The following is a 13,238-nucleotide window of genomic DNA, read 5'->3' as shown; positions in this document are numbered from 1 at the left end:
ACGGCTGAACCGACCGCGACATCGATGAGACGATTCGAATGATGCCAACCCATTTGCAACTGTGGCTCCCTCTGCTGGTCGCTGTGATTTTTGTGTCCGTGGTAATTGGTGTGCTGCGCTGGATATTACTCGTACGTGATAGCACCTTAACGGCCGAACAGCGCTTACCTCGTCAGTTTGCGCTCATTATTGTCGTGCTCGTTGGCGCTATTGCTATTGTACTCACACTGCCCGTGAGTGAAAGCTCTCGCAATCAGGTGCTGGCACTCATGGGGGTGCTAATTTCTGGTGTGATAGCATTTTCTTCCACCACCATCGTCGCAAATTTAATGGCCGGCTTGGTACTGCGCTTTAATCGTCCGTTCAGAACCGGTGATTTTATTCAGTGTAATGAATTCTTCGGGCGTGTTTCGGAAAAAGGCTTGCTGGATACCGAAATTCAAACTGAGCAACGTCACTTGGTTGCTATTGCCAACAGTTATCTTATCAATAATCCGGTGTCGGTGGTGCGCTCGTCTGGCACGCTGATCACGGCGACGGTGTCCATTGGTTATGATGTCCATCATCAGAAAGTCACACGACTTCTGGAGCATGCCGCAAGCAATGCCGGATTAGAAGATGGTTTTGTGCACGTCGTTGAATTAGGCGATTTCTCTGTCAGCTATCGGGTATGCGGGTTACTCACTGAAGTGAAGAATCTGATCACGGCAAAGTCCAATTTGTACCGCAACGTGCTGGATTCACTGCATGACGGAGATGTCGAAATTATGTCGCCCAATGTGGTTGCTCAGCGGCCCACAGACGCTCAACAGCGCTTCATTGCGCGCGCCGATAAACGATCTGCTCAGCCCGATGACAATATTGACAGTGCTCAGGAAAATGTGGCTTTCGACAAAGCCGAAGAGGCTGAAAAGCAAGAGCAATCAGTGCTGCAACTACAGCAGAAAATTGTGACTCTGGCTGAAGCATCTCGTACCGCAACGGATGCGGAAAAGCCCACGCTATTGCGCCAGCTTGAAAACACTAAATTGCGGTTGAATAGCCTGCTCGATACCCAAGCGCATGACAAAGCAGAGAAGTAAGACAGTTCAGTTAAACATTAAACTGCACAGTGGCTACCGCTGCAGTGTTTTAAAAGTGTCGATACAGTACCCAATTATCGCATTGCCACCAAAAAGTGCTTAGGCTCGTGACCCTGCCTCGTTGATTATTGTCTCGCTATGGCAAGACTCCGTACATGCAGGCATAATATTCACTTGGTTTTTACACCATTGTTATTGCGTGCTGTGTAGCTCTGCCAAGTCATCACGCCTGAGTACGTATTAAATGTGTTACCCGATACTGATTAATAAATTGGATATTCATGTCAGACAAAATAGCCAAGCTTGGTAGACCAAAGAGTGAAGAAAAACGACTGCAAATATTAGACTGCGCGACAGAACTGTTTTTGCAAAATGGCTTTACCAATACGTCAATGGATATTATTGCCAGGAAAGCGGGTGTCGCTAAACAAACCGTTTACTCGCACTTCAACAATAAGGATGATCTTTACACCGCCGTTATTGGTGAAAAATGTCATCAATACAAGCTTGATGCGTCACAGTTTAAAGACAGTTCAGTGCCGTTTCAGGAGGTATTAAATGAAATGGCTAATCAAATTGTGAGCTTGCTGCAAGATCCTGAAGTGATTGCAATGCACATGATTGTTATCGGAGAGTCAAACAATAACCCCCGCGTGGCTGAGTTGTTTTATCGGGCTGGGCCGCTTCAAAGTGTCGAAACTGTCGCTGGCATTTTTCGCTTCTTTTTGCCGTCAAAAGTGACCACAAATACACAAGCTATTTCAATCGCGACAGATTTTTTCAATCTGTTAAAAGGGGACTTCTACATGAGAAGTATGCTCCAGCTACCCTTTTTATTGTCGCAGGAGCAACAGCAGCGACACTGTGAGCGAGTGTGCCAGCAGATCAGTCTAATGATAGATAATCTCTCGCAATTCCCATGCACACATGTTGTTAAGCACCAGCCATAGCGAACCTGCTCTCGTTCGGCGATCACTACCAATACAATCACAAGGATGAAAAATCGAATCAATGAGTCAAGTTTGGGGTTTGGTCAGAGCTGCGCTGAAACGGGGAAATAAAACACAACTCAATGATTGGTTTAGTCGGGGTGCTCCTATTGCGTTTCCTGCATTGACATCCATGAAACAGGTGAAGGCTTCCATGTTCCAAAAGCAATTGGTCGCTTTCAACAGGCTACACACGTGGAGCCGAGATGAGCTTCATCCATGCTTCCCTCAACTGCTTGGCCTACCACAGCATATCAACGCGTTACTTGACCCTCGCTCGCCGTTCCCATTGGTGGGATTGGTTCATTTACGCAATTCACTGTCGACCTTTGCGCCTATCGACAACGACGATCTCACTATCTGCTGTCAATTGGGTGGAGTGTCTTTGCATCGCAAAGGCATCACTGTCGAGCTTGCGCTATCGATCACGCAGGGCGCAACCTTGTGTCAAACAACGCGTAGTACCTATTTATATCGCATTGACTCTACGTCATCTCAACAGGACGAAGCAGATAAGAGCACACGCTCCCAAGCCCAGAAATTTACCCAGTCTTGCGACGATCAGGTGCTGAGATTCGATAGTGGAGCAGGCCGTCGCTATGCGCGTGTCAGTGGCGACTTTAATCCTATCCATTTGTACGCATGGAGCGCAAAATTGTTAGGCTTTAAAGCGGCAATAGCGCACGGAATGCATGTGTTGGCGAAGACGCTATCAGCTATCGACCAACAAACGCCGTTCGGGCAGTCGTCATTTGTCGTCAACAATAGCTTTAACAACCCTGCGACATTACCCTGTGATCTTGCGCTCAAAGCTGCACCCTCTGCGCAAGGTTTCCCCGTCGGGTGTGCATTTGACGTGGTCAATACGCAAGTGACTGCGCGAAAGCAGCTTGTGTTATCAGGAAGCGTTCAGCCTCTTCAAGCTGAGGGTGATGACGACTTTTCTAGCCTGGGTGCAGCGCCAATGCCTGAGTAAGAAATTGACAGGTTTCGTGCGCAAGTTGCTGATCTTGAGTAATAAATTCGATGCGGGAATCGCGGATATTCTCAGCCGACCTGTGCGCATTTGAATGCAAGGTGCCGTCACTCAGATTAAATTCAACAATGCCCTTTTCAGTGCGCAAGACCGCTTTGAGGCGTTCTACGGTCAGGCTCGAAAAGGTGTCTAGCGCAGTCTGGAAGGTAAACGTCATGCTGGGCGCGCAAAGCCAGCCGCATGCGTAGAATCCCTCACCACTGTTTTCGATTCTCACCGCCCCCGCAGCCGGCGCAATTAAACCATCTTTACGTGCTGGGTGAGGGGCTTCTGATACTGCGTGTATGTGTTTGTGTGCGGACGCTACCGGCACAGCGCGCGCATGAAAACCCGATGCAGGGGCAAGCACCGATAACGGGATACAACCTTGTTGCGCTGTGGTGATCGGGGTATCACGTATACCGAGTTCTGTTGTGAAGTTGCGCAGAGTCGGGGTTAAATCCTGTGAATACAAATCGGACTTGGTCATGACAATCGTATCGGCAATGCAGAGTTGCTCACGAAATGTGGGGTGTTTTCGCCAACGTTCGTCAGCCAACTTCCGAGCATCAATCAAGGCTAAAGTCGCTCGTATGTCCAACACCCCCTCATAATGTGGGGCGCTGAGCGATTCAAGCACCTCTTTAGGGTGGCCGAGTCCGGTGGGTTCAATCAACAGCCGATCAGGTTTTGCGCGTGCCAAAAGCATATTCAAGGCTATCTGCATCGGCAGCCCGGCGGTACAGCACATGCAACCTCCCGGCACTTCGCGAATAAAGATATCCGGTTTCGACTGACTCTCCAGTATCGCGCCATCAATACCGACTTCGCCAAATTCATTGACCAGTATCGCCCAGCGCTCGTGCGCCGGTTTCGTCGCTAAAAGCGCACGAATAAGCGTCGTTTTACCCGCCCCTAACGCACCGGTAATAATATTGGTCGGCACGTTTTCAATTCGATGGCGCGCTGATGGTGTCGAATGAGATATGCTAACGTTTTCTGTCATTACCATGAACCGTACATAGGGTTTGGCAGCAAGATTAGGTCCTGATGCAGTCTGGGGCTAAGCTGCTGAATATCCGCAGCTTCTTGAGTCACACCGGAAAAGTCTTCAACATTGTCACCAATTTGCATAACGATACGGTGAGCGTGTGCCCAATCCGTTGCTGCGCCGGATGGTGCAAAACACTCAATCGCCCCTTGTCTTAGCTGTACTCGACGTAAGTCTTTATCATTCACGATGTCGCGACCATTAATCGCGGTTTTGTCCGCTTCACTTCTGCCCACTAAGCAGGCATCGTGCGCAGTGATGTCGAGCCACTGCGTCAGGTTAGTCCACGTGTAAGCGTCTAGTGTTTTCTCGCGGTTGGTGATCAAAGCCACTTTACCGCCAGCGCTGAACACCGCATCAATAAAATCAGCGGCGCCTGGTACCAGCGTGGCTTGCTGTAATTTTACCCATTCGGCCCATGAGGAAGACGTGTATTGCCGTCCCGTGCGATCTAGCATTACCTGATAGGCGCTGTTATCCAGTATTGTTTCATCCACATCCATAACAACAACCCAGGGCTCATCCATCAATCTATGTTGTTGCAATAGCTTGGCAGCCTGCCTGAAAGCGGCTGTGGTAAGTAACTGATATTCTTTGCTTGTGGTTTGCCATTTCACCGCATTTGTCAGCGGTAAAGACGTCACGGTTAAGGTGGTGGATACCGCACAATGGTCGCTAAGCATGGCACTTACCCGCATATCCTCAAATGGGTGAACTGTGGGTTCAAATAGCGTCGACTGCATGGGCACATTGCCCACGAACACCATATCAATTGGGGCAGGGTAATAAGGATGACACCCTATTAAATCCGCGCTGGTATTAATCAGACTGCGCTTCCGACCAGCATCGCCGGTCATTAGGGCTTGTGTCAAATGATTGTAAGGTGCGGTTAATCGATGATTAAAATCGCCAATCACAAGATAAGGCTGGCCACTTTCTTCCTGAGTATCGATCCAGCTCCTTAAAACGGGTGCCTGCTGAGTCAGTATCGCACAAGCGTGTTTGTCGCTGGTGCTGGCGTTATCGACATAGCAGCCACTTTTCAAGTGAACATTTAAAATGGATACGTTGCCTATATCCGTGGCGATCTCAATGGCCAAGCCATAGCGTAACCCCGTCTGGCCAAGGGCGAGCGAAGGAAGTGGCGTTACGTGACTCACCGTAAATGATTTTCTGACCGCAAAGGCAACTTTTTGCTGAGTTGATGTGCGCCCAGACTCACGGCAGGTGTAAGGCTCACTATCGGCGCGAGGCGACAGTATAATGTTCCACTCATCGGCAGGAAACAGCAGGGCAACGGCGTCAGCCGACGCGACTTCCTGTAAACCCACCACATCAGCATTCAAACTGGCAGCATAGCGTTTCATCTGCGCTATTTCCTGTGCACTGCGTGGGCGGCAACCTTGCTCACTCGGGTAAGCAAGATGCTCAACATTCCACGTTGCCACGCTCAGGTTAGCGGGAGTGACACGCGTCACGCTCGGCGCTTCACTGCCTGTAGCAGCGCACCCCATGAGCAATAAAGCCGCTACGCTCGCTACCGTATATTTGCCAATAGCTTTCATGATTGCCTCTGTGGGTTAAAAAAATGCAGAGCGATGATCCATCGCTCTGCATTAAATTACGGGTGAAAAGAACGTTTAATCGTGGTCATGATCATGCTCTTCTTCGGCAGCAATGCCAAGCCATACTAATGATGCTGGAATAAAGTCTAACTCCATATCACCCTCAATGCTGAGTGATTCCAGATCGATCTGCAAAATATGCTGTGCCATCGGGTCGGCGACATAGACATGGTTATCGTTTTTAGACGCTGCCATTCGGAATGAGGCTCCCTCAGGCATATCAGCCACATCCAGTTCAGTGATATCAAGACGCCCTTCAAACTCAAGATGGGTATGACCGTCGTGCTGCTCCATCGCCAACAATGTCAAATAGCCCTGACTATCCAAAATCACAAAATGCGCGCCATCGAAACTAAATGAATACGCTACCGGTACCGCGTTTTCAAGCGGTTGCCAGTCCAGTACTTCCATTTCATTGTCTTCCGGATGAACCGTTAATACCGTAGTAACACCGGTTGAGCGTGAGCTGGCAACACCCACAAATATTTCGCTGTCTTCATGACCATAAAGTGTACCAACACGAGTACCTTCAATTTCGGCAACGTTATCAATTTTTGCTGCTTCGAATTCCTCGCCATCATGTTGATGCGTAACGAGCACGCCATCACCACAACCAAACGCGACAAATTCATGGTTGACTGCCGCACCATGCAAATCAGGGCAGGTCAGGTCAAGAACCTGTTCGAGTTCCAGTTCACCGTCGTGGTTGTGATAAATGCCTACCTGATCAGGTAGTATTTTTGTGTTCGACGTACTTTCTGCATCGTCGCGGCGGATGGTCGATAAGACAAACTCACCTTTAGGCTTGGCGACACCGTGCATGTTGACGCTGTACTCAAGTGTTGCTGGATCATTTTCAGCCACAATATCGCTGTTCGACACGACATGCACAGCAGCAGGGATACCGGCCTCACTATCTCCATCGTAAAACACGGCAAGGTGATTACCGTCGGCACTGACGTGCGTTGGGCGGCTGCCTGTCAGCACAAAATCACTCATTTCAGGGGCTTCTTCGTAGTCGTGCAAGTGATCCACGTGATCCTCACGCCACAAGCCACCATCTAGGAATTCGACGGTATCGAAATTTCGGGCAACCAATACTGCATAGCGGCTATCTGCTGATGTTGCGATGCGCGTACCATCAAACTGCAATGCAAAGTTGTCCAGCAGGCTGCCATCATCGATGTCGAGCAAGCTCAGCGTATTGCTTTCAAGTGAACTTACGGCCAAACGTCCCTGACTCTCGATCAGGAAATCACCTGAACCGCCGCCCCCATGTCCGGGATCGGATGGCGCCTCAACGATAGGTTCCCTCTCAATGATCGTGGTTTCAGCATCACCGCCGCAGCCGACGAGTAATGCCGACATCATTGATACGGTAATAAGACTGAGTGAGTGTTGATTTTTCATAGTAATTCCTTGTGCGTATTCGTGTAATTAATCAGGTAGATATCTAGAAGTAGCCTTTCAGGCCAATGCTGAAGTTACGTCCGGGTCTAGGCGCGATATCTTTTAGGAAAGACGTGTGAACGCGTGCTTCAGTGTCAGTGAGATTGCGTGCATTCAAATAAACTGATAACGCATTGTTCCAAACAGGCAAATCATAGGAGACGGCCAAATCGACCAAGGTGTAGCCGTCGGTCTCGGTCTCAAAATCAGCTATTTTGTCTTGTGATTGATAGCGAGTGATATCCAAGTGGGCGCTGATCCGATTATTCTCATAACTAAACTGCGTACCAAATCGAACCGGAGGAGTACGAGGTAAATCACCGCCGTCTTTTAACCGTGCACGGACTAGGTCAGAGAAAAATGTCGCATTAAATTCATCAGTCACTTGCCAGGCAACTTGTGCTTCAAAACCATGCAACACCACATCATCGGTCTGGAATATATAGACAGGAAGTTCTCCACTGTGGTCGTCATGTCCATCATCGCCATGATCATGCCCACCGTGGTCATGCCCGTCGTCACCACCATGGTTGTGACCATCGTCAGCAAACAAACCGGTGTTTGTCTGGTAGTAGTAGTTATCTACTTCGTTATAAAACACATTGAAAATGAAACCCACATCCTCCTGAGTTTTACGCAGTGTCAGATCGATATTGTTGGCTGTTTCTAAGTCGATAATCTCGTCGGTTAAACCAATCTCAGACTCGCCGTTATGATCTTCAAGGGCGAATAAGGCGCCAATTTCGTATGAACGCGTGCCAATATGTGGACCAAAGGACAGTAATTCTGACGCAGAGGGGGCGCGCTGAGAGCGAGAGAACGAGACTGCCGCGTTGTAACCTGGCATAAAGTCCCAGACTGCACCGATGGAAAGGCTGACAGGCGTAAATTCATGATCCGCAAAAAACGTGCGTGTAATACTGCCATCACCGCCATGATCGTGGTCATGATCATGGTCGTGATCATGGCCCTCGTCGCCGTGTTCGTCATCATGCGGGTGGGCGTCAAGCATGGGTAACAGTAATCTATCTGCATTCATGGTGACGCGTTCGATGCGCCCACCTAACTGCAACAGCACATCACCAAAGTGACGCTCTTCCATGACCGCAACAGCGAACATTTCTGTCTCAGACGGTGGCGTAAATGCCTCACTGCCTTCGGCCGCAACGTCACTATTCTTATAATGAAAGCTTATGCCGCCATTAAAATCCATAAAAGGCTGGTGAAGCAGCTCAAGGCGTAATTCGTAGGTCGTGTTTTCAAACGTGGTGCCAGCAACGCCACCTTCAATTTCGGCGTGCTCATAATCGGTAAAACCGGCTCGCACGTTGATACCGGCCAGGATCGAGTCGTCAAAGCGCATTTCACTGAGCAGTTGAACACGGGTTTGTTCGAGATCAGCAAAAACGTCACCACCGTGGCCAGATTCGCCCTCGGTTTCATCACCATGGTCGTGGCCATGGTCGTGACCTTCTTCATCACCGTGGGAATGGCCGGGAATACCATATTCACGATTAAACTGTTCGACGGAAACACCGACATAGCCTTGTTCGAATAAGTAGCTTGTGCCTAACGTAAAGCCGTTAGACTCTTCACTGCTGTTACCCACAGTGAAATCGCCAGACTCGTCATGCGTTTCATCGTGCTCGTGTTCATCTTCATGGTGATGGTCGTCATGCGCTAGTTCAGGTGCGACAGGAACCTCATAATCATTTGAGTCGCGCACAAATCCATCCGCATAAAAGGCAAACGATCCAACGCCAGATGTCGCGTTGAACGACGCAAGCTTCTGGTCGTCAACCGAACTGTGTTCAACCAGCCATTCGCCTTGCGTATCACCATTGGTGGGTACACGGGTGTCAACAATATTGACGACACCACCAATCGCGCCACTACCATAAAACAACGTAGATGGGCCGCGCAACACTTCGATTTGCTGCGCTGTTGCGGCCTCACCTGCAACCGCATGATCGGGCCCCACACGCGACACATCACTCACGTCTAAACCGTTTTGAGTAATCAGCACCCGCGGGCCACTCAGCCCGCGGATCACCGGCGTACTGGCGACTTTGGCATGAAAACTAGAATGTACCCCAGCAAGTTTTTCCAAACTGTCGCCGAGCGTAGCCGACTGTTGCCGACGCAATCGCTCCCCACCCAGTACACTGACCGGCATGGCTGATTCCATAGAAGATAAGTGGATCGGAGATGCGGTCACGTCGATCACTTCAATGGGGCTGCGCGATGCCGTAAAGGTTCTGGTAACCGACTGGCTACCCGATATCTGCACGTCTTCATGCAAGTGGCTGAATCCCTCTGCACTGATGTGAATTTCATTATTGCCCTGGCGAACGTTAGAGAATACAAACTTTCCATTCTCATCCGTTTTAGTGGCAATGTTAGACCCCTCTAGCTCCACTGATGCGCCCACTAAGGGCTTTCCGCTTTGCGTCAAGACTGTGCCTTCAATCGACTGAGCCATGACGCACGGCGAGAGACCAGCGCAGACTAGTGCGGCAATTCTCGTCTTCTTTTTCATTCCTTTCTCTCTCGTAATGTTATATTGTTTCATTAGTGTGTGGATATGTTATATTATAACAATATTCGCATCAACTGTGATTTTGACAAGTTTGCTCAATCGTTTAGGGCTTTGTTTGCGTGTTGAGATCGCGCCACTGGAGCGTGATGAACGGCAGTTATTTTAACTGCGTCGGGGATACGTGAGATTAAGGGGGGTTTATGATGAGTAATGTGACCAGATATGTAGCCAAGTACTTGCTAGCGCTCGGGTTATGCTGCTGCGTAGCAGTTTCCTCCGCGCATGCACAGGCACATATTCACGGCGTCGGCAGCGTAATGCTGGTACAACAGGGAAACACCTGGCAGGTGGAGGTGATGGTACCGTTAGCCGATGCACTCGGTTTTGAGCATGCGCCTGAAACGCCTGAACAGAAAGCACACGCACAGGCGTTGCGGGAAACATTGGCAACCTATCGCGCAGTACTGGAGTTTGCTCATACCTGCCAGCAGGTTTCCCAGTCACTGACACTTTTTGAACCGACTCACGAGCATGATGAGCACGAGACTGCTCACAAACATGGTCACGATCATCAACATGAGCACAAACATCAGGACGTAACCGCACGCTTTGTGCTTGAGTGTGAACGGCCCGTGGAAGGCGTTACGTTAACCATTTTTGATACCATGGACAGCTTATCAAGTGTGCAAGTGCAATGGATCAGCGCACAGGGGCAGGGTGCGAAACAGGTGAGCCAGAATAACCGCAATGTGGTGTTCTAGTGGGCGACCTTCGATACCAACACGCGCCCCCTTGCGACAATCAAGTACTACAGAACGCAATAAATTGTGCTGACAAAGCATTGCGGCATTGCGGTCAACGTGTGACACAGCAGCGAAAAAAGATGCTAGGTGTGTTGTCTTGCTGCGCTAAACCGTTTTCCGCGTACGAGATTACTGAGTTGTACAACAACACCTTTGACGATCAGCTGATTGCAAACTCGGTATACCGGATTTTGCATGATTTGGTTGAGGTACGCTTAGTTTATCGACTCAACACGGTAAATAAATATTTTGTATGCAAGACAGCGGATCAGCTATCAAAAGACACGTTTCTCTTGTTTACGATATGCAGCCAGTGTCTGCACATTGATGCAGAGCCAGCACCAACAGAGATGGTGAGTCTGGCTGAAAATAAGGTTGCAAAAAATAATTTTAATCACGTGGTGTCGCAAATCGAATTGATTGGCATGTGCTCTCAATGCCACACCCCGTCCAATTACTCAGAGGAGCACTATGCGTAAGCATCTAATCGGTCTAGCTGACCGATTTGCCATTGGCCTGTCGGCGTTGTGTGTTATTCACTGTATGGTGTTGCCCATCCTGCTGGTGTTGTTGCCCGCGTTTTCAAGCCTAACGTTTTTAAGTGATGAGAAGTTCCACAGCTGGCTACTGTTTGCGGTGATCCCCATCAGTGCATTTGCAGTGCTTTCGGGTTATTTACAGCACCGGCATCTAGCCACTCTTGGTACGGCCTTATGCGGTATGACAATTTTACTGCTGGTTGCGTTCTTGGGGCATGACGTGTTCGGCGAAATCGGTGAAGTGGTATTTTCTGTTATCGGTTCTGTGCTCATCGCGTATGGACATATTAGCAATCTTAAACGACGCACGTGTATTGCCAGTGCGTGATGACGAATTGATGGAGAGTCGTGCTATGACGTTATCACCAGCATGCCAAGTCGAACAAACCCCGATGAATACGCGTTATTCCGCGCGTTCTGAAGATATCGAAATCTTAACCGCCGTCTATCAACCTGAGATCAATATGGCGATATGGCAGCGTGCGTTATCTGTCGATGTGAAAAACGCCGTGCAGCAACTGTTGCTAAACACGCAGCATCTCAACACATCATCTTTTATTCGCAGCGACCGTATTGAAAGTGATGTGAGAGACGCTTTCCGCTCTATACAGCCTCATGATGCTTTGTTAAACGATGTGGTGGAAGTGGTCGATATATTTCGCACGTTGTTCGAATTGTCCAGAGTGGGCTTACGCATGCGCATACTAGATAAGCCCATGTGTCCACGATTCCACGTCGATAGAGTACCTTGCAGATTAGTATCCACCTATTCTGGGCGTGGAACTCAATGGTTGGATCATGCTGATGTTCGTCGAGAAAAGCTCGGGCTGGGTAGTGGCGGACTTGCCGAGACACAGGACACTGACGTCGGTGACATTGCATTATTGAAAGGTGAATCTTGGTTTGACAATGAGCTGGGAGGCGTGGTCCACCGTTCGCCGCCAAGCGATGGTGGGCAAAGGCGGTTGATCATGACCGTGGATTTTCTAGCCGATTAGTGTGCGCTAATGTTGCCTGACATCGTCGGGTTGACCCATGAATAGCTGAATGGCAGAAACCTGCATTGCGTAGGCTGATGTACCAAGAGGGTCTTCAAACGTTGCGATGGATAACCGCCCCTGCAGTTGATAGGGCTGAGTCAGCTCAAGTGAGCTAAAGCCCGGCTCCAGTCGTGCAAATATCATTTGGTTGGGCGGCGGTGGTGGAAAATGTAAGCAGGCGCCAAAATAGGGCACCACAAACACGTGGCGTACACTTTGATCGGCATGAAAATCAATCGGTACCAGAAAGCCTGGAATAGAAACCCATGTATTATTTAATGCATCAACAACCTCAGCCGATGTCATTGCCTGTTGATAGGCTGAATCACTGGAAGCTTCAATAGAACGCAATATCTGCGTTGTGAAGTCGTTCATCGACGAGGGGGGCGCTTGCTGATAGCGCGCTAATGCGTCTCTATCAGCCGCTGGCAGCAATGTTTCCCATGAAATGGCGCGCACCTCATTGTTTTCGATAGCGTGCTGCAACTCGTCATCAGCAGTCATGTAGACGGTTGGCGTAAACAACAGGGCTCGCTTAATCTGCGACCAGTTGCCACTCACTACCCAGCCAACCGCTGCGCCCAATGCCAGAAACAGTGTGATAATCCCGATGGGTTTTAAACGTTGCATAAACTCACAGAATATCTGGCACGTTAAGTTAACCCGACGTGATGGTGATGCGCTGCAATTTAGAATAGGGTTTGTTATCAATCATTGCGTCCAGCGCCACAACGATGGAGTGTGTCCCCGGTTGTTCTGCGCGAAACGTCACGTCAAGATTGCCGCGTGTTTCGATCAGGTTAAAGGGCTTCAAGTTGTCAATACGAATGGCTTCACTGGGCACCAACGACACTTTTGCATGCGTGTATTCCAACGGTAAAAAATAACGTAGCTGCAATTGTCTGTCATCACCCGTTTGCACGGCAATGTCGCGATTATGATAAACCTTAAACTCTGCTTGAGGCCGGCTGGGCAAGTGGCGTTGAGCCAGCGGATGAAATTGCCCAAATGCGGCAAAATTGCGGTTATCGTGGTACTGACAGGCCGCAGCACTCCCTGAATACAGGAGGCAAAACGCCAAAAGGCATCTAATTAACATAACAAAC

At 49.4% G+C, this 13,238-nt stretch carries 13 protein-coding genes; 7 read left to right on the top strand and 6 right to left on the bottom strand.

What is annotated here, in order from left to right; genetic code table 11:
* Positions 1-38: 38 nt before the first annotated feature.
* From KIU71_RS06030 to KIU71_RS06020, 3 genes are all read left to right on the top strand, one after another.
* A complete protein-coding gene (locus KIU71_RS06030) occupies positions 39-1,082 on the top strand; it encodes a mechanosensitive ion channel family protein (RefSeq protein WP_214130285.1) in 1,044 nt (347 codons plus the stop codon).
* Between the two features lie 281 nt (positions 1,083-1,363).
* Positions 1,364-2,032, top strand: coding sequence for a TetR/AcrR family transcriptional regulator (locus tag KIU71_RS06025; protein ID WP_214130284.1), 669 nt, complete (start codon positions 1,364-1,366; stop codon positions 2,030-2,032).
* 61 nt (positions 2,033-2,093) lie between these two features.
* Positions 2,094-3,047, top strand: a complete 954-nt coding sequence (locus KIU71_RS06020; protein WP_214130283.1) for a MaoC/PaaZ C-terminal domain-containing protein — start codon at positions 2,094-2,096, stop codon at positions 3,045-3,047.
* Here KIU71_RS06020 and KIU71_RS06015 read toward each other — a convergent pair.
* From KIU71_RS06015 to KIU71_RS06000, 4 genes are all read right to left on the bottom strand, one after another.
* Positions 3,016-4,092 carry a CobW family GTP-binding protein gene (locus KIU71_RS06015; RefSeq protein WP_214130282.1) on the bottom strand — a complete coding sequence of 359 codons (1,077 nt, stop codon included), beginning with the start codon at positions 4,090-4,092 and terminating at the stop codon, positions 3,016-3,018. The genes KIU71_RS06020 and KIU71_RS06015 overlap by 32 nt on opposite strands.
* On the bottom strand, positions 4,092-5,702 hold the full coding sequence (locus KIU71_RS06010) for an HAD family acid phosphatase (protein ID WP_214130281.1): 1,611 nt from the start codon (positions 5,700-5,702) through the stop codon (positions 4,092-4,094). The genes KIU71_RS06015 and KIU71_RS06010 overlap by 1 nt, the downstream gene beginning before the upstream one ends.
* A gap of 75 nt (positions 5,703-5,777) precedes the next feature.
* Positions 5,778-7,172, bottom strand: a complete 1,395-nt coding sequence (locus KIU71_RS06005) for a 5-methyltetrahydrofolate--homocysteine methyltransferase (protein WP_214130279.1) — start codon at positions 7,170-7,172, stop codon at positions 5,778-5,780.
* A gap of 43 nt (positions 7,173-7,215) precedes the next feature.
* Complete coding sequence (locus KIU71_RS06000) at positions 7,216-9,750, bottom strand: TonB-dependent receptor (RefSeq protein ID WP_214130278.1); 2,535 nt, start codon at positions 9,748-9,750, stop codon at positions 7,216-7,218.
* A gap of 212 nt (positions 9,751-9,962) precedes the next feature.
* On the opposite strand from KIU71_RS06000, the gene KIU71_RS05995 reads away from it, so the two are divergent.
* The 4 genes from KIU71_RS05995 to KIU71_RS05980 all read left to right on the top strand — a co-directional run bounded on the left by KIU71_RS05995 (position 9,963) and on the right by KIU71_RS05980 (position 12,090).
* Complete coding sequence (locus KIU71_RS05995) at positions 9,963-10,511, top strand: ZrgA family zinc uptake protein (RefSeq protein WP_214130277.1); 549 nt, start codon at positions 9,963-9,965, stop codon at positions 10,509-10,511.
* 101 nt (positions 10,512-10,612) lie between these two features.
* Positions 10,613-11,032 (top strand): transcriptional repressor, encoded by a 420-nt coding sequence (locus KIU71_RS05990; protein WP_214130276.1) that lies wholly within the window; start codon positions 10,613-10,615, stop codon positions 11,030-11,032.
* Entirely contained in the window at positions 11,025-11,420 is a 396-nt protein-coding gene (locus KIU71_RS05985; protein WP_214130275.1) for a MerC domain-containing protein, read from the top strand. Before KIU71_RS05990 ends, KIU71_RS05985 begins: the two co-directional genes overlap by 8 nt.
* 25 nt (positions 11,421-11,445) lie before the next feature.
* On the top strand, positions 11,446-12,090 hold the full coding sequence (locus KIU71_RS05980) for a DUF1826 domain-containing protein (RefSeq protein ID WP_214130274.1): 645 nt from the start codon (positions 11,446-11,448) through the stop codon (positions 12,088-12,090).
* Between the two features lie 6 nt (positions 12,091-12,096).
* Here KIU71_RS05980 and KIU71_RS05975 read toward each other — a convergent pair whose 3' ends face one another.
* Entirely contained in the window at positions 12,097-12,762 is a 666-nt protein-coding gene (locus KIU71_RS05975; protein ID WP_214130273.1) for a DUF3299 domain-containing protein, read from the bottom strand.
* Between the two features lie 28 nt (positions 12,763-12,790).
* Positions 12,791-13,231, bottom strand: coding sequence for a hypothetical protein (locus tag KIU71_RS05970; RefSeq protein WP_214130272.1), 441 nt, complete (start codon positions 13,229-13,231; stop codon positions 12,791-12,793).
* Positions 13,232-13,238: the final 7 nt, after the last annotated feature.

This window comes from Alteromonas oceanisediminis (assembly GCF_018474025.1).
GTDB lineage: Bacteria > Pseudomonadota > Gammaproteobacteria > Enterobacterales > Alteromonadaceae > Alteromonas_E > Alteromonas_E oceanisediminis.
This window is presented reverse-complemented; position numbering and strand designations above follow the sequence as displayed.